This is a genomic window from Ekhidna sp. (assembly GCF_965221965.1).
Classification (GTDB): domain Bacteria; phylum Bacteroidota; class Bacteroidia; order Cytophagales; family Cyclobacteriaceae; genus Ekhidna.
On sequence record NZ_OZ244926.1, the window covers coordinates 1,210,520 to 1,232,061 of the forward strand.

The 21,542-nt window shown below is 39.6% G+C and carries 19 protein-coding genes, 1 tRNA gene and 1 other RNA gene; 13 read left to right on the forward strand and 8 right to left on the reverse strand.

What is annotated here, in order from left to right:
- Positions 1–17 precede the first annotated feature (17 nt).
- The 5 genes from ACOQON_RS06000 to ACOQON_RS06020 all read left to right on the forward strand — a co-directional run bounded on the left by ACOQON_RS06000 (position 18) and on the right by ACOQON_RS06020 (position 2,487).
- Positions 18–105: transfer RNA gene (locus ACOQON_RS06000), tRNA-Ser, on the forward strand.
- A gap of 140 nt (positions 106–245) precedes the next feature.
- On the forward strand, positions 246–1,073 hold the full coding sequence (locus tag ACOQON_RS06005) for a MotA/TolQ/ExbB proton channel family protein (protein WP_420578020.1): 828 nt from the start codon (positions 246–248) through the stop codon (positions 1,071–1,073).
- 21 nt (positions 1,074–1,094) lie between these two features.
- Positions 1,095–1,397: a hypothetical protein gene (locus ACOQON_RS06010; RefSeq protein WP_420578021.1), complete on the forward strand. Its 303-nt coding sequence runs from the start codon at positions 1,095–1,097 to the stop codon at positions 1,395–1,397.
- The gene (locus ACOQON_RS06015; RefSeq protein ID WP_420578022.1) at positions 1,397–2,017 is read left to right on the forward strand and encodes an ExbD/TolR family protein; all 621 of its coding nucleotides are present in this window, start codon (positions 1,397–1,399) and stop codon (positions 2,015–2,017) included. Before ACOQON_RS06010 ends, ACOQON_RS06015 begins: the two co-directional genes overlap by 1 nt.
- An 8-nt stretch (positions 2,018–2,025) precedes the next feature.
- On the forward strand, positions 2,026–2,487 hold the full coding sequence (locus tag ACOQON_RS06020) for an ExbD/TolR family protein (protein WP_420578023.1): 462 nt from the start codon (positions 2,026–2,028) through the stop codon (positions 2,485–2,487).
- 96 nt (positions 2,488–2,583) lie between these two features.
- Here the strand turns inward: ACOQON_RS06020 and ACOQON_RS06025 are convergent, their stop codons facing one another.
- From ACOQON_RS06025 to tsaD, 4 genes are read right to left on the reverse strand one after another with little or no spacing between them, the layout of a single operon-like run.
- A complete protein-coding gene (locus tag ACOQON_RS06025; protein ID WP_420578024.1) occupies positions 2,584–2,934 on the reverse strand; it encodes a hypothetical protein in 351 nt (116 codons plus the stop codon).
- A gap of 21 nt (positions 2,935–2,955) precedes the next feature.
- Positions 2,956–3,465, reverse strand: coding sequence for an HNH endonuclease (locus ACOQON_RS06030; RefSeq protein ID WP_420578025.1), 510 nt, complete (start codon positions 3,463–3,465; stop codon positions 2,956–2,958).
- Positions 3,466–3,469: 4 nt separating this feature from the next.
- Positions 3,470–3,937, reverse strand: a complete 468-nt coding sequence (smpB, locus tag ACOQON_RS06035; RefSeq protein WP_420578026.1) for an SsrA-binding protein SmpB — start codon at positions 3,935–3,937, stop codon at positions 3,470–3,472.
- Between the two features lie 23 nt (positions 3,938–3,960).
- Complete coding sequence (tsaD, locus tag ACOQON_RS06040) at positions 3,961–4,962, reverse strand: tRNA (adenosine(37)-N6)-threonylcarbamoyltransferase complex transferase subunit TsaD (RefSeq protein WP_420578027.1); 1,002 nt, start codon at positions 4,960–4,962, stop codon at positions 3,961–3,963.
- A 44-nt stretch (positions 4,963–5,006) separates the two neighbouring features.
- Between tsaD and ACOQON_RS06045 the strand changes: the two genes are divergently transcribed.
- From ACOQON_RS06045 to ACOQON_RS06060, 4 genes are all read left to right on the forward strand, one after another.
- The gene (locus ACOQON_RS06045) at positions 5,007–9,467 is read left to right on the forward strand and encodes a translocation/assembly module TamB domain-containing protein (RefSeq protein WP_420578028.1); all 4,461 of its coding nucleotides are present in this window, start codon (positions 5,007–5,009) and stop codon (positions 9,465–9,467) included.
- A gap of 70 nt (positions 9,468–9,537) precedes the next feature.
- On the forward strand, positions 9,538–9,939 hold the full coding sequence (locus tag ACOQON_RS06050) for a hypothetical protein (protein WP_420578029.1): 402 nt from the start codon (positions 9,538–9,540) through the stop codon (positions 9,937–9,939).
- A gap of 9 nt (positions 9,940–9,948) precedes the next feature.
- An RNA gene (rnpB, locus tag ACOQON_RS06055) (RNase P RNA component class A) lies at positions 9,949–10,306 on the forward strand.
- 25 nt (positions 10,307–10,331) lie between these two features.
- Positions 10,332–11,489: a sigma-54-dependent transcriptional regulator gene (locus ACOQON_RS06060; RefSeq protein ID WP_420578030.1), complete on the forward strand. Its 1,158-nt coding sequence runs from the start codon at positions 10,332–10,334 to the stop codon at positions 11,487–11,489.
- On the opposite strand, the gene ACOQON_RS06065 is transcribed toward ACOQON_RS06060, so the two are convergent.
- Positions 11,486–11,611 carry a hypothetical protein gene (locus tag ACOQON_RS06065; protein WP_349567567.1) on the reverse strand — a complete coding sequence of 42 codons (126 nt, stop codon included), beginning with the start codon at positions 11,609–11,611 and terminating at the stop codon, positions 11,486–11,488. The genes ACOQON_RS06060 and ACOQON_RS06065 overlap by 4 nt on opposite strands.
- Before the next feature lie 110 nt (positions 11,612–11,721).
- Positions 11,722–12,678, reverse strand: a complete 957-nt coding sequence (locus ACOQON_RS06070; RefSeq protein ID WP_420578031.1) for an acyl transferase — start codon at positions 12,676–12,678, stop codon at positions 11,722–11,724.
- Between the two features lie 48 nt (positions 12,679–12,726).
- Here ACOQON_RS06070 and ACOQON_RS06075 point away from each other — a divergent pair, with 48 nt between their 5' ends.
- The gene (locus ACOQON_RS06075) at positions 12,727–13,569 is read left to right on the forward strand and encodes a hypothetical protein (protein WP_420578032.1); all 843 of its coding nucleotides are present in this window, start codon (positions 12,727–12,729) and stop codon (positions 13,567–13,569) included.
- Here ACOQON_RS06075 and ACOQON_RS06080 read toward each other — a convergent pair.
- A complete protein-coding gene (locus ACOQON_RS06080; RefSeq protein ID WP_420578033.1) occupies positions 13,563–15,968 on the reverse strand; it encodes a thiamine pyrophosphate-dependent enzyme in 2,406 nt (801 codons plus the stop codon). The two genes, ACOQON_RS06075 and ACOQON_RS06080, sit on opposite strands and share 7 nt — an antisense overlap.
- Before the next feature lie 266 nt (positions 15,969–16,234).
- On the opposite strand from ACOQON_RS06080, the gene ald reads away from it, so the two are divergent.
- The 3 genes from ald to ACOQON_RS06095 all read left to right on the forward strand — a co-directional run bounded on the left by ald (position 16,235) and on the right by ACOQON_RS06095 (position 19,232).
- A complete protein-coding gene (gene ald / locus ACOQON_RS06085) occupies positions 16,235–17,347 on the forward strand; it encodes an alanine dehydrogenase (protein WP_420578034.1) in 1,113 nt (370 codons plus the stop codon).
- A gap of 146 nt (positions 17,348–17,493) precedes the next feature.
- Positions 17,494–18,525, forward strand: a complete 1,032-nt coding sequence (locus ACOQON_RS06090) for a sensor histidine kinase (protein WP_420578035.1) — start codon at positions 17,494–17,496, stop codon at positions 18,523–18,525.
- The gene (locus ACOQON_RS06095) at positions 18,522–19,232 is read left to right on the forward strand and encodes a LytR/AlgR family response regulator transcription factor (RefSeq protein ID WP_420578036.1); all 711 of its coding nucleotides are present in this window, start codon (positions 18,522–18,524) and stop codon (positions 19,230–19,232) included. Before ACOQON_RS06090 ends, ACOQON_RS06095 begins: the two co-directional genes overlap by 4 nt.
- Here ACOQON_RS06095 and ACOQON_RS06100 read toward each other — a convergent pair.
- Complete coding sequence (locus tag ACOQON_RS06100; RefSeq protein ID WP_420578037.1) at positions 19,210–21,477, reverse strand: patatin-like phospholipase family protein; 2,268 nt, start codon at positions 21,475–21,477, stop codon at positions 19,210–19,212. The genes ACOQON_RS06095 and ACOQON_RS06100 overlap by 23 nt on opposite strands.
- Positions 21,478–21,542: the final 65 nt, after the last annotated feature.

The window sequence follows — 21,542 nt, forward strand, 5'->3', positions numbered from 1 at the left end:
AAAAAGTGGCGGTCTACAGAGAGGTGGCCGAGTGGTCGAAGGCGCACGCCTGGAAAGTGTGTATACCCCAAAAGGGTATCGAGGGTTCGAATCCCTTCCTCTCTGCGATTTTGCAGAGACATTTCTGTGGAATTCGACAATTTTTTATGAGTGGTGCGAATTTTGTGGGAATGAACATGCAAATTTGGATTTACTAAAACTTAAATATTTAACTAAACCGAAGACTTAACTTACAAGACTGAATTATGAAAAAGTTATTGACTCTCTTAATGTTGGCAGGTGTATTCACCTTCAGTGCTACTGCACAGGGTTTTTCTGACTCTGACTCTACTGAAGTAGATTCTGCAGCTGTTGACACAGCACAGGCAGAAGAAGTATACGAAGAGCCTGTAGAAGAAATCGCTGAGATTGTAGCTCCTGAAGAAGCTGAACCATCTAAAGGATTTCACCAAGTAGTAAAAGAACAATTCATTGATGGTGGACCTACTTTCATGGGTATCGTTCTTGCATGTTTGATTCTTGGTTTGGCTATCGCTATCGAAAGAATCATTCACCTGAACATGGCATCAACGAACACCAAGAAGCTTTTGGCTGACGTTGAAGACGCGCTAAATGCAGGTGGTCCGGATGCAGCCAAGGAGGTATGCCGAAACACAAGAGGACCTGTAGCATCAATCTTCACTCAAGGATTAATGAGAATGTCTGAAGGTGTTGAGATGGTTGAGAAGTCAATCATTGCATATGGATCTGTAGAAATGGGTAAACTGGAAAGAGGAATGATCTGGATCTCACTTTTCATTTCACTTGCGCCGATGCTTGGTTTCATGGGTACAGTAATAGGTATGATTGAAGCCTTTGATGCTATCGCTGAAGCGGGTGACGTATCTCCTGCACTTGTGGCAAGTGGTATCAAAGTAGCACTTTTGACTACAGTAGGTGGTCTGATTGTGGCTGTAATTCTTCAGCTTTTCTACAACTACCTTGTTTCTAAAGTAGATTCAATCGTGAACAGCATGGAAGATGCATCTATCTCTTTGGTAGACCTTCTTGTGAAGCACAATCTTTCTAAGTAATCATCTAAATAGATTTAGACTATGGTAGATGTTGGATTATTTATAGCATATATATTGATTGGCGTGTGTGTTCTTACCGCTGTAGGAATGCCCTTGTCCAAGGCAATAGGAGATCCCGAATCATTGAAAAAAATGGGGATCGGAGTAGGTGGAATCGTCGTGGTTTTCCTTGTATCATTCTTTATTTCGAGTGGAGAAAACTCAGGCGATGTATCTGAGACTACAGCGAAGCTTGTAGGTGCCGGATTGACAACCTTTTATATTCTAGCGATCGGTGCGATTGCCGGAATTGTTTATACAGAAATTAAAAAAGCAGCTGAATAATGGCGAGGAATAAAGATAGAGGCACTCCGGAAGTGAGTTCAGGCTCTATGGCAGACATTGCCTTCCTTTTGCTCATTTTCTTCCTGGTGACAACCACGATTGCAAATGACAAAGGGATTTTAATGCAGCTGCCTCCTCCACCAGAACCAGATCAGCCTGAAATTGAATTTCAGGAGCGAAATATCTTCAAGATATTGGCTAACTCTAACGATCAGCTTTTGGTAGAGAATGAGCCATATAACAAGCCTATGTCGGAGTTGAAGCAAGAAGTAAAGGATTTTGTTTTAAACTTTGGTAATCCGGATGAAGAGGGAGTGAATACATATAATAGCCTCCCAGCATCCATGAAAGCCAAAGCAAGACAAAGACCTGAATCTTCAGATCACCCAGGCAAGGCTGTGGTATCGTTTAAAGCAAACAGGGGTACAAGCTACGAGCTTTATATAGATGTGTTGGATGCGGTTCAAGCTGCATATAATGAGATCTATGCGGAGCGAGTTGGTATTACTGCACAGGAGTTTCTTGAACTGGATCAGAGCAAAGACGTGCAGAAAAGAATGTATCAGCAGGCCAGAGCGGGTATTCCTAAGGCAATCTCAATTGCAGAACCAGATAAATAAGAATTACTATGTCGAAGTTTAAGAAAAGTTCTAAAGCATCTCAGGATATACCTACGGCAGCATTGCCGGATATTATCTTTATGTTGCTATTCTTCTTCATGGTAACTACTGTGATGAGAGAGCAGGAGCTATTGGTGAAGGTATCACTTCCCCAAGCTGAGCAACTTTCTAAAATTCAGAAGAAATCGTTGGTGAGTCATATTTACATTGGAGAGCCAACTAACGTTGGTACTTATGGTGAAGAGCCAAGGATTCAAACCAATGATGTATTCATGGAGCCTGAAGAATTGACGCTTTTTGTGAACCAGGAAAAGGATAAGCTTTCCGAAGCAGAAAGGGATCGTATTACGATGGCACTGAACATTGATTCTGAAGTGAAAATGGGAATTGTTTCGGATGTGGAGCAGACCCTAAGAAAATCAAATGCTCGTAAAATTCTTTACAAGTCTTTGAGAGGAGTTGATAAATAAAATAACTTTTTCAGTTTATATACAAAACCCTGATCATTTGATCAGGGTTTTTTGTTTTGAGGCTGCTTAATCGAAGCATAACTGTAACTACCAGCTTCACTCATTCATTTGCTTCTTCTTTTCCTTTAGCCATTGTTCATATTCTTTCTTTGCTTCATCTAAGGCATCTTCCAGTTCCTTTTTTGTTGCTTTCCGAAGCTTATCGGCTTCATCTATTACTCTTTCACGTTCCTTTTGAAGTTTTCTTAGGGCCTTCTCTACATCTCTTTTAGCATCTTCAGCTGCTTCTTTGGAATCTTCTTTTAGTTGCTGAATTTCTTCTTCTAATTCTTTCTTTCGTTCATCAAAACGCTCTAGCGTTTCTTCTCGCTCTGATTCTTTTTCATTTTCCTGAGGGTTGCATGATATTGCCAACACGCCGATTAGAAAGTATGAGAGGTATTTCATAGTAATTATTTTAAAGCAAAGTTACGCACTTGCTCTTTTGGGGTTAAGGAAAGGAGCCCAATCATCCCTGTAAACGCCTGTGTTCATTTTAAGGAAGGTTAGGTAGGAGGGTTTCACAGGTACCTTAATCAATTTCATTCCTACTTTTTCCAGTGTAAAATCACTTTTTTTGGAATTGCATCTTTTGCATGCGGTAACCAAATTGGTCCAGGTTGATTTTCCTCCTTTCGATCTAGGAATAACATGATCGATTGTAAGCTCTCGTGTTGTACCGCAGTACTGACATTTTCCCCCATCTCGTTTGAATATATTGTGACGGCTCATCACCACACCTTTATAGGGAATGCTGATGTAATATTTGATTTTTATCACCGAAGGGAAAGCAAAAGATTGGCTGATTGATCTTAGTTGTTTGCCCTTTACTTCAGAAATGATATCTGCTTTTTTTAAAAACATGAGCAGGAAAGCACGCTGTACTGAACACACAGTTAGTGGAGTATAATCTTGATTGAGTACCAGTACAGTATTCATAGCTTCAAATTTTCATTCGTTCGAGTTCACGTTTTTGATCCTTCTTCTTAATGCTCTCTCGCTTATCATGTATTTTCTTTCCTTTTGCCAGGGCGATTTGGAGCTTGGCCAACCCTCGGCTGTTGATATAGATTTTGACGGGGATAATGGTTAAACCTTTTTCTTCGGTTTTTGATTTAAACTTTTCAAGCTCTCTTTTTTTCAACAAAAGTTTGCGATCTCTCGTCATATCATGGCTCTCAAAACTTGCCTGGCTGTAAGGTGAAATGTTCATTCCTTTAATGAATAGTTCACCTTTCTTAAAATAGCAATAGGCCTCCTGAATGCTGGCCTTACCTTCTCGCAAGGATTTGATTTCAGTCCCCTTTAGCATAATCCCCGCCTCTACTTTTTCAACGAATTCAAACTCATAGCTCGCCTTGCGATTTTTTATTTGAATGTCATTGGAAAATCTGTTTTTATCCTTACTCATAGGTTAAATATATAATACACTAATCAAAATGGCATACGTGGTAATGGACTGTCAGTAAGCTTCCCAAAAGAACCATGCTCGAATAAGAGGTGACCACTAATAGCAATCATACCTGCATTATCAGTGCAATACTGGAAGTCCGGGATGAATATCATCCAACCTCTTTTCTTTGCTTCTTGTTCCAAAGCCTGTCTCAATCCACTATTGGCTGATACTCCTCCGGCGATTGCAATCTGGTTAATACCGGTCTGTTTTGCTGCTTTCACGAGCTTATTCATAAGCATCGAAATGAGTGTATGCTGAATGCTTGCAGCCAGGTCGTTTAGGTTTTTCTCAACAAAATCTTCGTCACGCTGAACCTCTTTCCTCAGAAAGTAAAGAATGGAGGTTTTGATCCCACTAAACGAATAATCCAGATCAGGCATTTCTGATTTGGCAAATTGAAATGAATCTGGGTTTCCATCTTTAGCTAGTTTGTCGATCATTGGGCCACCGGGATAGGGCAGGCCAAGTAGTTTAGCTGCTTTGTCAAATGCCTCACCAACTGCATCATCCTGAGTCTGTCCAAGAATCACCATGTCAGTCGCACTATTGACGCGAAGTATTTGCGTATGTCCGCCGCTAACAGTCAGGCATATGAATGGGTACTCTGGCCTGGGTTCGTCAATGAAATGCGCCAGAACATGTGCTTTCATGTGATGAACAGGAATCAATGGAATATTGAGTGATGCAGCCATTGATTTAGCAAAGCTCGATCCTATTAATAATGCACCAAGAAGTCCGGGACCCTGTGTGTAAGCAATCCCATCGAGATCTTTTACGTTTATACCAGCGTGAGTGAGTACATGATCAACAACTGGCACGATATTTCTTTGATGTTCTCGCGAGGCAAGTTCGGGCACTACACCTCCGTACTGCTCATGAATCGCTTGGCTTGCAATTTCATTATTGATTACTTTGCCGTTGATACAGACAGATGCTGAAGTTTCGTCACAAGAAGACTCTATACCAAGAATAACCGCCACCGCTTTTTTTGAAGGCCAAGATAACGATAACGCAAGTTCGCAAGGTGCTCTGGAAGATTTTTTCCGGGGTTTTCTTCTATTCGTTGATGTTTTTACTTCTGGTGATGCTCTTACTTCAGCTTCGTCCGGTGCAAACATTTCTCGCTCAAAAAGTACTCGAGGGAGTTTCAAAAAAAACCAACCATGAGATTTCATTAAATCGGGTTAAAGTCTCATGGCTGGATCGTGCCAGTCTGCAGGATATTCTGATACGGGATTTGAAAAATGACACATTACTTTACTCAGGAGAGCTCACAGTAAATTATCGTCTATGGGATTTGGTTAATGGAGATTATCTGAATGTTGAGGAGGTCGAGTCACAAGAAATCCGACTTAAACTGATGAAGTATGATAGTAGCAGTAAACTTAATCTTTCACAGTTTATAGAAGCGCTCAAAAAGGACACTGTAAAAAAGGAATCTAAGCCGATATATATTGATCAGGTTTTACTTTCTAATTTAAAGTTGAGTTTGACGGATAAGACTAAAGCTCCAAGTCCGGAAAAACTAGATTTTGCCAATCTTAATTTTGATATTCCCGATTTTGGAGTCGGTGAGTTGGCCATCGAGTCAGATACTATTTCTGGTAATATTTTTCAGATGAATGGAATGGAGAAGCACTCTAACTTCACGATTTCAAATTTGTCCACTCAGTTTAAGTTCAGTAATCATGCACTTAGTGTAGATGACCTGGAATTCAGAACACCTACCAGTCATATCTCTGACAGTCTGGAATTTTTTTACAATGGATTGGATGATTTTGGGAGTTTCGTGGATAGTGTGTCCTTTATCCTTCACTTCAAAGATTCAAAGATATCGAAGAGTGATTTCAAGACTGTTACCGGACAGGATCAGATAAAATCAGATATAACTATAGACGGTATTATTTGGGGTACTGTTGGGGATTTTAATATTGAGGAAACTCGCTTTGGTTATGGGAATTCCTATTTCGTAGGAGGGGTTAGTTGTTTTGGACTTCCTGATTTGTCTCAAACATTTATTTTGGCTGACCTAACTGATTCGCATGTTTTACCCAATGATTTGCGACCATACATTGGGAAATATGCTGATAACCTTGAGCAGATGGGTAAAATTGATTTCACCGGAAGCTTTGCTGGTTTTCTAAAGGATTTTGTTGCTCGTGGTGATTTTGTAACCAATCAGGGTTCTGTGCATACCGATATAAATCTGAAGATTCCAAAAGATGCCAGTCAGATGTCCTATGATGGGAATTTAGAGTTTAGGGATGTGAATGTTGGTGTCTTTTTTAAGAATGATCTATTTCAAAAGGTAAACCTAAAAGCATCCATTAATGGTAGGGGAATAAAACCTGATAATGCAGACTTCCAACTAAAGGCCCTTGTGTATCAAAGCGGCTTGAAAGGATATGTTTATGATACAATAAAAGCAGATGGGAAGTTTGCTAAAAATTATTTTGAGGGAATTTTTGGTATCAACGATCCCAATTGTAAGCTAACAGGAGAGGCTCAGATAGATTTCAGGGAAGATCCAGAAGTTTTAGATCTTGATATGCATGTAAAAACTTTCAATGCTAAAGAACTAAATCTTACATCTAAAAATATCTCCTCCTACGGGCATATTCAATTGGACCTAATAGATCTGGACGTAGACAATTTTGTTGGAAAGCTAAAGGTGGATTCAGGTTTGTTCTCCTTCAATGACAGACAAGTATTGCTTGATTCAATACGGATTAATGCGGATTACGAGGAAGATAGCACTCGGTTGGTTAAGGTTGCTTTCCCTGGTTTTCAGTCCACATTAAAAGGAAAATTTAAGTTCTCAGATGTTATTAATGATGTTCCAATTATGGCTTCCAAATACGCTGAGAAATTACAACTCACAAAAGATACCATTTCTAACCAAACGGTAAGTGGTAATGACTATAAGCTAATCCTAAATGCCTCGATTAATGATATTTCCAGTTACCTGGATTCACTTCGTTTGCCAGTATCGTTACGAGGTAAAACGATAATAGAGTCATCCTTCAGGCAAAGCAAGAATGTAAATATTTCGCTATATGTTGAGTCTGATACATTCTATGTTGGTGAGAATGTGTTTCATCATCCAATCCTCGAACTCAATGGGTCAAAAGAACTGGACGCATCGGGTATTCTGACCAGTTTTCTCTTCAAGTCAAAAGAGCAGTTGATAGCTGGAATGCCAAATACGAATGATCTACTTCTTGAAGGAGTTTGGTACGATAATAACATTGACCTTACGACATTGATTAGCCAACCAGTAACGGAGAGTGCTATTCGTCTGGAGAGTAGTATCAAGCTTTATAAGGATTCCCTAATTCTGAAAATGCTCCCCTCGAAAATTAAACTTTTGGATGACAACTGGACCTTCAACCCAACCAATCAAGTGGTAATCAAAAAAAATGAAACCACTATTTCGAATTTAGAAATCTATGATTCAAGTGAGTCTATTGCTGTTCAGGGTATTATAGCGGATTCTATTCCTACCTCAATTGAGATTCTCACTGAAGATTTGAATATGAATAAGGCAAGCCTCTTTTCTGAGGAAGAGGTGGGTGGATATCTGAATGGAAACTTTCGAATCTTTCGTCAAAATAGCAATGAACCATTCAAATTTGATGGGGGATTTCTGTTAAAGAATCTTCAATACGGAACACTTGAAGTAGGTGATGTAAGTGGATCTTCTCAATGGAATCCCTCAACAAGCAGTGTTTTTACAAAAGTAGATGTAGAGAGACAAAATGTAAATGCCATACAGGTAGAGGGCTATTATTACCCTACTAAAGAATCTAACCAACTTGATTTTGATGTCAAGTTTGATGCGGCGGAGCTGAAGATGGGAGAGCCTTTTCTTCAAGAGAATTTTGATGAAATAGCTGGAAATGCAAGTGGTTCACTGAAAGTGACTGGAAGTATCTCTAATCCCAAAGTAGTTGGTAGTTGCAATATTCAGAATGGAGGAGTAACCATCAAATACCTCAATACACATTACACGTTTGATGGTCGAATTGATTTTGATCCTAGTCGAATCAAATTGATAAATTTCCACTTGGTGGATAGAAGGGGTTCTGATGCATTGGTTGAAGGTTATATCTCTCACAGTTCATTTAGAAGACTAGTTACACACATCGATATTAATGCCGCCAACTTTGAGTTTTTAAACACTACTTCCATTGATAATAATTTGTATTATGGCTCTGCTTATGGAACGGGTAGGATTGAGGTTAGAGGGCCACTTAACGATTTGAATATAGCTGCTAAAATCGAGACAGAGCCTGATACCAGGTTTTTTGTTCCTGTTTCAGAAGGAACCAATGTAAGTCAGGAAGAATATATATCCTTTGTGGATTTTAAAGATACGACGAAGGTGGTGGCTGAGGAAGATTTTAATATCTCAGGTCTCACCCTGGATTTCGATATTGATGTAACGCCCGATGCTTATTGCGAATTGATTTTTGATATCAAAACGGGAGATATCATAAGAGGTAGGGGTAGAGGTAACTTAAAGCTCAGGTTAGATACCGACGGAGAGTTTAGTATGTTTGGCCCTCTGGAAATCACAGAGGGTGCCTACAATTTCACTGTACCTAATTTTATAAGCAAAGAATTTGATGTGGTTCCTGGGAGCAGGATAACCTGGTATGGAGACCCTTATAACGCCACATTGGATTTAGATGCGACCTACTTGCAAAGAGCATCGTTCGAGAGTTTAAAGAATCCGGTAGACCAGGATCCGAATTTGCTTTCTCAGAAAGTTCCGGTATTGGTTGTTCTTAGGTTAGACGGGGGAATGCTTTCGCCAAACATTGAATTTGATCTGGAACTGCAGAATGAATCTGACGCAACTCAGGAAAATATACCGTTGCTTTCACAAATAACCAGTGACGAACAGGAGTTGAAGCGACAAGTAATCAGTTTACTTTTCCTTAAGCGGTTTTCTCCGCGTCAAAGCTTTACTCTAAGTGGTGGTGGTAGTGTAGGAAATAGTGTGAGTGAGTTTCTTTCGAGCCAGGTCAGTTATTTAGTCAGTCAGATAGACGAAAATCTCGAAGTTGAAGTAAACCTTGCAGATCTCAATAGCGATGCGTTTAACACTTTTCAGTTACGCTTTGCCTATACTTTCCTAAATGGACGAATGAAAGTAACCCGGGGCGGGGATTTTGGAAATCAGAACGATCAAAATGATAATGTAATCAATGATATTGTGGGAGATTGGTCAGTAGAATATAGTCTGACCAAGGATGGTAGACTCAGAGCTAAGGTTTTCAGAAATACGGATCAACGAATTCAAATTAATGATAACCAGCAAAACCAAGAGACAGGCATTAGTTTACGGTTTGTTCATTCATTCAACGATCTCACAGAACTCTTAACATTAAAACGCAACGAAGCACTAATAAGACGAGAGGAGGAAACTGAAGAGAATAAGGAGGAATCATCACAAGATGAGCAAGACTCTACCAGGTAGTTTTACAGTTCGTGCTATGGAGATATTCGTCAGGAATGGTTAACTTTTAAAAAGATAAATCCTAAGCACCATGAATTACAGAAAATTTAGTCAGAACTACGCCAAAGAAATCGGTGGTGAATTCCGCGAATATGATGATACTCAATCCGTTATTATTGTCCCCTTAAAAAGAGGCCGCTTCCAGACGGTCACCGGTCATATAATGGAACACCCTGACTACAAAAGAGATGTGGTTCATTTACGGTCAAAAGTTTGTGAGTTAGCGTCATATAATATTCCATACAATGATTTACTCACTGCCTCCAGAGATTATCCTTACACCAAGTTCATTATTGAAGATGGCTTCCTTAAGGTCGAGTCGATCAATTTTCTAGTGAACTTAAAGGAGGATATGGTTAAAGAGATGATCCAGGAAATTGCGCAGCATGCAGACGATTGGGAATTAAAAATTACTGGTAAGGATATTCATTGATATTTTTGCAACGCAAGCCGATCCATCGTTTCCCACCACATGGTGGGAAAAGGAAAGTCCGGGCAGCATAGAGCAGCGTGCTTCTTAAGCGGAAGCGTCTCGCCGATGGCGGGATAGAGAAAGTGCCACAGAAAACAAACTACCCATCTTTGATGGGAAAAGGTGAAAAGGTGAGGTAAGAGCTCACCGGGTTAATGGTGACATTGACCGCATGGTAAACCTCACGCGCTGAAAGACCAAATAGGTTCTACGCCTGAGAGTTGCTCGCTCAAGTAGAATTGGGTAGGTTGATAGATCTTGTTGGTGACAATAAGGCTAGATAAATGATGGGATAGAACAGAACCCGGCTTACTGGCTTGCTTTTTGTTTATTGTAGCTTCAAATACTAAAAAATGGCTAAAATCCTTGTTGTAGATGATGAAAAGAGTATTAGAGACGCTCTTTCTGATATACTTTCCGAAGAAAAATATGAAGTGATCACAGCTGAAGATGGAGAAAGCGGCTGGGCAAAGTTGGAAGACGAAAAAATTGATCTTGTTTTATGCGACATCAAAATGCCTAAAATGGATGGGATGGAGCTTCTGAGTAAGGCTTCAAGTGAGGGAGTTGATGTTCCATTTGTGATGATATCAGCACATGGAACTATAGATACAGCTGTTGAAGCTACAAAGAAAGGAGCTTACGATTTCATTCAGAAACCACCTGATCTGAATCGAATATTACTTACTGTGCGAAATGCGCTTGAAAGCTCAAAGCTCACGACAGAAACAAAAGTGCTACGCAAGAAGGTAAGCAAGGGGCTGGAAATCATCGGTGAATCTAAAGGAATAGCTGAGGTAAAGGAGACGATTGAAAAAGTCGCACCTACTGAGGCCAGAGTGCTGATTACCGGAGAAAACGGAACAGGTAAAGAACTAGTGGCCAGATGGCTTCATGAGAAAAGCGGACGCTCAAAAGCTCCGTTAATAGAAGTAAACTGTGCTGCTATTCCTTCAGAACTAATTGAAAGTGAGTTGTTTGGTCATGAAAAAGGATCGTTCACATCTGCGCATAAACAGCGCATTGGAAAATTTGAGCAAGCCCACGGTGGCACTCTTTTTCTTGACGAAATAGGAGACATGAGTCTTTCTGCACAAGCGAAAGTGTTGAGGGCACTACAGGATAAAAAGATTTCGCGTGTGGGAGGAGATAAAACAATAAATGTGGATGTAAGGGTGTTGGCAGCAACCAATAAAAATCTAAAAAAGGAAATTGAGGAAGGGAATTTTCGTGAAGATCTCTATCACAGGCTAAGTGTCATGGTAATCACTGTCCCACCATTGCGGGAGCGTAAAGAAGATATTGGTCAACTTACAGACTATTTTCTTGATCAAGTAGCGGAAGATTACGGCACAGCCAAGAAAGCAATAGACAAAGAAGCCATCAATCAATTAGAACAATATGATTGGACTGGGAATATTAGGGAGTTGAGAAATGTCGTCGAAAGACTTGTAATCATGTCACAAGACACGATTACTAAGGGGGATGTTAAGAAGTATGTTGAGGCTTAAGCGTTAGCTTGCTCTGTTTTAACTTCCTTGGTGTCTTCCTGAGCGTAAGTAGGACATGTTCTCTGAGTACATGCACTCATTGCCAGGATAATTACTGCTAGTATGGTAAGTTTCAATTTCATAAGCGGTTTAATTCGATGAGCAAGCTATTTTTAAATTACTAACCCTTCAAAAATAGAAGAAATAATCAAGTATACAACAGCGATTCGGTTAAAATATTTCATTCTTTTCGCTAAATCAATAAGTTACATCCACGAATATCACTATTATCAAAACGACCAAGGACTTCAAATAATTCACCATCAACACGTCCCAGGTCTTTTGTTTCAATAAAACAACAGGTATCAATATTAGCCAGATCTATAATATTTATTCCTCCTGTCTTACCTTCGGGTAGGTAATTAAATGGGTCATTGATGTCCCTAATTATGCATTTTGCCCATGAGGGAAAATGAAAACTACCACCTTTTCCATATCCTTGACTCTGCAGTTCAGTCATTCCATACTCAGACCATATATGATCCACAGAGAATCCTCTTTTCAAGCGTGAGTGCAGCTCTTCACGGGTCATTTCTTTCTTTCGTCCCTTCATACCACCCGTTTCCATAATTATCGAATTCTTAATTGGTGGTTTTAATTCTGCCATATCAAGAAGTGCATAGGACACCCCAATAATTAGCTTATGGTAATCGGTGTTTAGGATGTCATCAATCTCTTCTTCTAAGAAATAGTCAGATCCTGGCTTTGCGAACTGAATGAAATAATCCACCATGCTAATCAATGACGAGTCGCCTTGCTCTTGGTATGATGGAAGTATTGCAATGATTTGAAAATCCTCCAATGGTCCAAAGGATTGCTCAAAATGATATTTAGCAGATTGATGATAATGATTTACATCTCTAATGAAATGTTGACTTCTGCCTGAGGAAGTTGTACCGCTACTTTTGAAAATTTTTGATGCATCCCAATTTCCACTCTTTATAGCATGATTTTTGAAGAACTCGATAGGTAGAAAAGGGATATCAGTTAAACGTTTAACATTTTTTGGTGTTTTGTTTAGATAGTTGCAGAAGCTTTGATAAATAGTGCATTGAGAATATTGATATTCAAAGGCAGCTAGTGAACTATCAAGAAATGTTTCTTCGTTTATTTCGTAAATCTTATGTCTGAATTCATCAACAAAACTCATAGGTTTGTTCAATTAGGGGCATTGTAGATTAATTTTGTTATTATCCGTATGAAAAGACTCCTCAAAAGTATTTGGTTTATTTCGGTATTGGCACTTACAGGGTGCTTCGAAAAGGATGTTTTTCCGGATACTCCAAGCATCACTTTTGAAGATGTTGTATTTTATGATAAAGAACTGGATCAAGATTCACTTGTAGTGACCTTTACTTTTAAGGATGGGAATGGGAATATTGGGCTTGATCCAGATACTGATATTGGACCCCCATTTCATTTTGCTGATGCCGTTTTAGATGGAGATACTTCATTGTTGTTAGATACTAGTGCATATAATCCTCCGTATATAACTGCTCCAATTAGTTTCCTGCCAAGGTTGGTAACGTTAAGGGATGGACCTAATCAAACGAGAAGTGTTATAGTAAATGAATTTCAGATTGTAGGAAATTTTAAACGTATCGGAGAAAATGACCCTAGAGATGGCGCTTCAGAATGTGATAATTATTTAGATTTTACTTTCTTTTCTCCAAAAGAAATAGGTCCCGATTTGGATGAATTGAGTAGTGAAACTTTTCGTGGATTCATTTTACCAAATGATACTTATTATAATTTTATAATTAAGTTTTATGAACAATTGCCAAATGGAGATGAGCAATTAATTGACTTTGAGCAAAAGCTCAATGCGTGCACAGATCCTTTTAATGCACGAATTCCTGTTTTTGACCCGGATGGTAATGAGGGGGTAATTAGCTATGGAATGAAATCCAATGCGTTTAGAATTGTTCTTGGACTAAACCCTATTAAGTTGGAATTTTATATAATTGATCAGGATCTTAATCAAAGTAATACGGTTAGTACAGGATATTTTTTCTTGGAAGACGTCACTATCACTCAATAAAGTCCCGGATGCTTTTTAGGATTAGCCTCTGACATCAATGCGTATATTCTATCAAATACCTCTTCTATGTTTGGTTTAGAAAAGTAATCCCCGTCGCTACCATAAGCTGGCCTGTGATTCTTCCCACTGATAGTTGTTGGTTTTGAATCTAAATGGAAATAGCCATTGTCCCTCTCCAGGATTTGTTGAAGAATGAATGCAGACGCGCCACCTTCAACATCTTCATCTACAACTACCAGTCGATTCGTTTTTTCTAATGACTTAACAATCATCTGAGGTCGATCAAATGGAATCAGGGATTGTGCATCTATCACCTCAACATCAATGCCTTCCTCCGCAAGTTGGTTAGCTGCTTCCAAGACAATTCGGCAAGTAGAACCATAAGTAACGATCGTTACATCAGTTCCTTCTCTAAGAACTTCTGGTTCGCCAAGTGCGAGTTTGAAGTCGGCTAAATTACTTGGTACTCGTTCCTTCAGCCTGTAACCATTAAGCGATTCGATGATAAGTGCAGGGTCATCAGACTGTAACAATGTATTGTAGAATCCTGCAGCTTGTGTCATGTTTCTTGGCGTCAAGACATACATACCTCTGAGTGAATTTAAGATCATACCCATCGGAGAGCCTGAATGCCATACACCTTCTAATCGGTGACCCCTCGTTCTGATGATAAGTGGTGCTTTTTGGCCACCATAGGTTCGGTACTGAAGTGTAGCTAAATCATCAGATAAAGTTTGAATTGCATAAAGTAAATAATCCAGGTACTGAATTTCTGCTATTGGTCTTAATCCTCTGATCGCAGCACCAATTCCCTGACCTATGATTGTTGTTTCGCGAATTCCAGTGTCAGTGACTTTCAGCTCTCCATATTTCTCCTGAAGTCCTGCAAAACCTTGATTTACATCACCGATTTTACCCACGTCCTCACCGAAAGCGAATATTCTAGGGTCGTTTTTAAGAAGATTATCAAAGCAGGCGTTCAGTACCTCTCGCCCATCGACCAGCTCACTTGACTCTGAGTACTCTGCAGGAATGGTCTCTATATTCAAAGCTGAATCTGCCGATTGACTGTAAAGCTTGGAGTTAAACTGTTTGGAGTATAATTCAGACTTCTCGTTAAGCCAATTGACTAGTGTTTGTTTTTCATTTGAACTTTCATTCTTGAGGAGTCGAAGTGTTTGCTTAGTCGCTCGGACAATATTGGACTTCTCAGGATTAAGCTCTTTTCTTAATTCATTAGCTGTTTTGGAAATCTCCTCTTTTTTAGAAGATGAGATGCCAGCCTTATCTATAAGATTTAAGGCTTCCTCTACGTCTATTTTGATGTCCTGGCTGTAAGCTTTCCATGCCAGATCTTTGGCTTGTTTTGCAGCTTGTTTTGCTTCTTTTTCAAGAGCATCAAGCTCTTCTGAACTTGCTAGATTTTCACTCTCTATCCATTCCCGCATCTTCAAAATGCAGTCATGTTCCTTTTCCCAGTTCAGTCTGTCTTTGGATTTATATCTCTCATGAGATCCTGATGTAGAGTGACCTTGCGGTTGTGTTACCTCTATTACATGAATCAAACAAGGGACGTGTTTTTTTCTGGAGACCTCCACCGCTTTTCTATAGGTATCTAATAGGGCAGGGTAGTCCCAGGCTTTTACCTTAAATATTTCAAACCCGGGCTTGTCTTTCGTGCTTTGAAAACCAATCAAGGCGTCAGAGATATTTTCTTTGATTGTGTGATATTTCTGAGGAACAGAAATGCCGTACTCATCATCCCAAACAGACAATACCATTGGCACCTGTAATACGCCTGCAGCATTCATCGTTTCCCAAAAGTGACCTTCTGAGGTGGATGCGTTTCCGATGGTTCCAAATGCCACCTCATTTCCTTTTATGGAAAAATCCTCAAACTCACTCAAGTCTTTGTTTCCTCTATAAAGCTTGGATGCATATGCGAGACCAAGCAATCTCGGCATTTGACCGGCAGTAGGGGAGATATCTGCACTGCTGTTCTTTTTATCGGTTTGAGTTAGCCATTCACCTTTATCATTTAGATAACGGGTGGCGAAGTGTCCATTCATCATTCTTCCGGCTGACGCAGGATCAGCTTCTACATCCGTGTGAGCATATAATTGTGCGAAAAACTGCTGTGTATTGAGCTGGCCAATGGCCATCATAAACGTTTGATCGCGATAATAACCAGATCTCCAGTCCCCATTTTGAAAGTACTTGGCCATCGCGATTTGAGGCACCTCTTTACCATCTCCGAAGATTCCAAACTTGGCCTTTCCCATGAAAACTTCCTTTCGCCCAATCAGGCTTGCTTCCCTGCTTTCTACGGCTAGTTTATAATCATTTAGAATTTCCTTCTTTGATACCGGTACTTTGGTTTTGTTTTTCGCCTCGCTCATAATGATGAATGTTTAAGAACTTATACAATTTGCCACTTTCAAAAGTACGAAAAATTACGCACTTATAAAAGATTAAAATACCATATAAAACTATAGTAGTGGTATTTTGTTTGTCTTTATTAAGAATAAAATTCTGTTTAATTTAATTTTTAATAATTTAATATCGATAAAATCATATTTTTATCTCTGCTTCTTTCGTATTTCATAATGGTGGTTTCTCTCTTGGTTGCAGTTCCTATATTTGCTATTCCATAACAATTAATACCATGATAATAGGCGTCCCAAAAGAGATTAAAAACAATGAAAACAGGGTGGCTGTAGACCCTTCAGGTGTGGTCGAGTTTACCAAAAGAGGTCACGAGGTTTACATCCAGTCGACTGCAGGCAATGGAAGTGGATTCACAGATGAGCAATACATAGAGGCAGGAGCTAAAATTCTTCCAACCATCGAGGAAATTTATGAAATAGCTGAGATGATCATGAAGGTGAAAGAACCGATTGAACCTGAATATAAGCTTTGTAAGAAGGATCAGCTCATTTTTACCTACTTCCACTTTGCTTCTTATGAACCCCTGACTAAAGCAATGATTGAGAGTGGGGCTGTATGTCTGGCATATGAAACCGTAGAAAAGGCAGATCGATCACTTCCTCTATTGATCCCAATGTCTGAGGTAGCCGGAAGAATGGCAGTGCAGGAAGGAGCAAAATATTTGGAAAAACCGCTTAAGGGAAGAGGAATTCTTCTTGGCGGTGTTCCTGGTGTTCGTCCTGCTAAAGTGATGATTTTAGGTGGGGGTGTCGTTGGTACCAATGCCGCCAAAATGGCTGCAGGAATGGGAGCAGATGTAACCATCCTGGATTTGAACTTGCAGCGTCTAAGATATTTAGATGATGTGATGCCAGCCAATGTGAATACATTCATGAGTAGCGAATACAACATCAGAGAGTTGATTTCAACTCACGACCTTATCATTGGAGCGGTTCTGATTCCGGGAGCTAAAGCACCTCATTTGATTACTAAAGACATGCTGAAAGAAATGCAGCCGGGGACTGTCCTGGTGGACGTAGCTGTAGACCAGGGTGGTTGTATTGAGACGTGTAAACCAACTACACACCAGGACCCGACTTTCATTATCGACGATGTTGTGCACTACTGTGTGGCTAATATGCCTGGTGCTGTTCCTTACACATCAACGTTGGCTCTAACCAATGCTACTTTGCCTTATGCTATTCAATTGGCGAACAAGGGCTGGAAACAAGCGTGTAACGATAATGAGGAATTAAAGCTTGGATTGAATGTGATTAACGGAGAGGTTGTATATAAAGGTGTGGCAGATGCTTTTGACATGCCTTACACTCCGGTAGAGAAATTTCTTTAAGAAAATTAAGTTCTCAAAACCGGCCCATTCATCATATGATGGATGGGCCTTTTTATTTCCATTCATCTGTGGCTTATGACCATTCGCTTCAAAGCTTTCGTGAAGGAATAGAAAGGCTGCTTTATTTGCATTACCAAATCTGATAGATGACCAGAAATACATCATATTGGCTTTTCCAATCAATCGGTTGGTTTATGTACGGAATGATTGGAGTGATCATCGCTCTTCTTTTCTATGAAAATGTAGATGTCTGGGTGATTTTAGCCCAGTTTTTCAGTGCCGTGGTAATGCTTCTTTCCACTCATTTACTTCGATATAAAATGAAGCTGGAAGGCTGGCTGAAGTTGAAAATTAAGAAATTGATAGTCAGGCTATTACCAGCGTTGGTCATTCTGGCTTTATTAGCAAATGGCATCACGGTTGGTTACACCATTTTGACGACTGACATTATTCCATTAGACAAAATAAGTCCGACGGTTTTTTTACTTTTCTCATTTCAGACGTTTGTTTATTTCTGCTTGTGGACAGCCGTCTATCTGATCATCTATTTTTTTAGAAATTACAAGAAAGAAGAAGTGGAAAAGTGGCAACTTCAGACGGCCGTAAAAGACGCTGAGCTGATTGCTTTAAAAGCTCAGATCAACCCCCACTTCTTATTCAATGCACTAAATAATATTCGTGCACTCATTCTGGAGGATCATATGAAAGCCCGTGATATGGTATCGCATCTATCCGAGCTCCTAAGGTACAGTATCCAATTCAATGATAATGAGAAAGTAACCGTAGAGGAGGAGCTTGAAATTGTAAATAAATACCTTGAGTTGGAGAGCATCCACTATGAAAACCGGCTCCACTATGAAATCCTTCCCAACAAGGATTTGAGTCGTTGCAAAATCCCTCCAATGCTGATTCAGTTAATGGCTGAAAATGCGATCAAACATGGCATTTCACAGGTAAAAAATGGCGGGGATATTCTGATTTCAATTGATCAGGAGGGTGATGATCTGGTTCTTGAAGTAAGTAACACAGGAAAACTCAAGAAGAACTTAGGCAATGGAATTGGCTTAAGAAATGCCACTGAAAGAGTTCGGATACTATTTGATAATGAGCCGGATCTTGAGTTATTTGAACAGGGAAACATGGTTCGGTCCAGACTTAAACTACCAATAGAAAAATGAAAGCGATAATTGTAGATGATACCAGGTTGGCTCGGCAGGAACTCCAGTTTTTGTTGAAAAATTATAAAGATGTAGAAATAATTGAGGAGGCTGAGAATGCAGATGAGGCTAAAAAGAAAATAGAGGAGTTAAAGCCTGATCTTGTATTTCTGGATATTCAGATGCCGGACAAAAATGGGTTTGAATTGCTGGAGATGTTGGATGAGGTACCGCAAATTGTTTTCACAACAGCGTACAGTGAATATGCTATTAAGGCGTTTGACTATAATGCGCTGGATTATCTAAAAAAACCTGTTACAGATGATCGTTTAGCTCTTGCACTTCAACGAGTGAGGGAAAACCTGGAAAAGCTCGACGAACCGAAGGATGTGCTGAACGTGAATAGTCAGGTGTTTGTAAAGGACGGTGAGAAGTGTTGGTTCGTGACTTTGAGAGATGTTCGATTGTTTGAAATTTGGGACAATTATACGCGCATTTATTTCGATGAACACAAGCCGATGATTCCTAAAACACTCCAATACATGGAGAGCAGGCTTGATCCAAAGGTTTTTTTCAGAGCCAACCGTCAGCAGATTGTAAATATGAAATGGATTGACAAGATCGAGCCATGGTTTAGTGGAACCATCAGACTATATCTAAAAGATGGAACTGAAGTGGAGGTGAGTAGACGCCAAACTTCAAGATTTAAGGATTTGATGAGCTTTTAAGCAGATCCTGTAATTTCCTGATCGCTTTTTTATTGCTTTCAATATTGATGTTGTTGATAATATGTTGCTTTTCTTTGGCGGTTAGATGCCAACTAAGAGAGGCTCGTTCCACATCCGAAACCTGTTTGTCTTTTTCGAACGAATCATAAGCTATTTCTACAACATCCATTTCTCCCTCAAACCATAGCTTCATTTGTTCCAGGCGAAAATCGTTGTTGATATCCTGCATGTTAGTGAGGTTATTATATACACTAGCTATTGGATATGTCAAACGATCTATTACTGAGGGGTTTGGTCTTTTTTCTATTGGTGCATTTGATTTCGTATCTCTCACAACAAGGAATACCACACCTCCGGTATTCTCTGTTATCCAGTCTTTGAATACATTCACAAACCTGATAGCATCTGAAACACCAAAATTATCGGAAATCCCTGCATCCATAATTTCTACACGTGGGTCGGCAGGAAGACTGATGTTTGGGGTGATGTAAGGAAAGCTGGCGGACATCCTGAGTGCAGTAAGAAAACTTAGGTTTTCGGGCTCGTTATGTCTAAATAGTGCTTGAAAATCAACTCCACGAATGTTTGCTTCATTTCCATCCAATACCGAAGAAGATACACCCATATAAGAGATGGGTTGTGATGAGATGTAAAGTTTTCTACCATCATTGGCAATAGTAGGAGACATAATCAATGTCGGGGTTTCTGCATTTGCCTCAGCCAGTTGATAGTCACTTATTTGTTTGTCAAGAGTCTGTCCAAGGTTTTTGTTCAAATTTTGTTCAAACACAAACCCCCGATCTACACTGTATGTTCTGCCGGCATACTCGTGTTGCCTGATTTTGAAAAAAAGATCATTGACTAGCAATCCGAAAATAACAGGGTTAAGGTTGTCTTTGCCAATCCTGGAGATTAGCTCTTTTCTCTCTGCCTTTAAGGCGATGTTTGAAATTTGTCTTTGAACCTCTCGATAATACGCTGCTCCAATTACTCCACCCGAAGCTCCCGTGATCAGAAAGGTTTGATCCATGAGTTGACCATTGAGGGCACTATCAGCTTTTAATAGTGAATTAACGGTCCATAGAGCTGCACGTTGGCCACCACCACTCACACATAGGAATACCATTTTCTGTTCTTTTGGATTTTTCCATTTAGCCTTCCATTTTTCAAGTGTTTCCAACATGTGCAGCCGATCATGAACGTACTGTTCTTTCGAATGAATGCGGACAAGATTTTCAATGGTGTATTCCGTTTTTACAGTATCATAATTCAAACCAGTGGCCTGATTCACACCTTTACCCAGACCAGTTTTCACTCCGGTATTAACGAGCATAAATATCCCAAAGGCAAAAGTCAATCCCCATCCTTTGAACCAATAGCTGATGGCACCAACAAGCATTACAGCGATAGCAAAGATTAGGAGTGAACTTGCTGCTGCCGGTATTTGAAGAAACTCGATATTCATGAAAAAGCCGAGCAGCAAAATGACTCCAATGATGCATAATTCCACCACTACAGAGTTGAAGTGGTTTTGATCAAACACACGAATGATTGCTTCTTTGTTACCAAAATCGACAATATGTTCAGTTGATCTTACTTTCAAATTAAGATCCAGATAATTTGTGACATTGTATCTGTCAGCTTTGTTCTCCTGAATTTTTTTCATGACCCGATCACGACTAAGTCCGCTCTTACGCAGACGCTTATCGAGCGAGCCGGCCAGGTATATGAATATGTCTTTATTTGTGAATCGGAAATATACGATCATTAAAAGGTGCATGGTGACAATCCCCAAGATCAAACCAATCACAAAAAGAAGAATATCTGTAGTTTCCGCAAGTCCGTTTTCAACCTGAAATCGTATGAGAAATATGATATATACGATGAGAGTGATTAGTGGAATAAGGCTATTATTAATAGAAAATTTAGTGAATGGCCGCTGCAAGGTTCCCACAAACCGGAACCTGTGACCATCTAAAATATAGGTAGTGATATGCCACGCCATAATCAGGTTTCCAAAGGCAATACCAACAATGTAAAAACTCCAGAAGCCCACCCTGCCTAAATACTCCGGATCCAGGAACAAATAATGTATCCCGTAAACTTTGCCAAGTCCCCCTGTAAATGCAGCAACAATAATGAACCAAACTGCCAGTAATGCCAGATTTTTCTTGAAATGATGAAATGCTAGCTGCATCATCAATGAATGGATTATCTGATTTATGGCTTTTATAAGTTTGTTCATTTTTACGTTTATCGAGTAATTAACCTAATGAGTAGATTCTAATACCTATTGATCGAAATTGAATC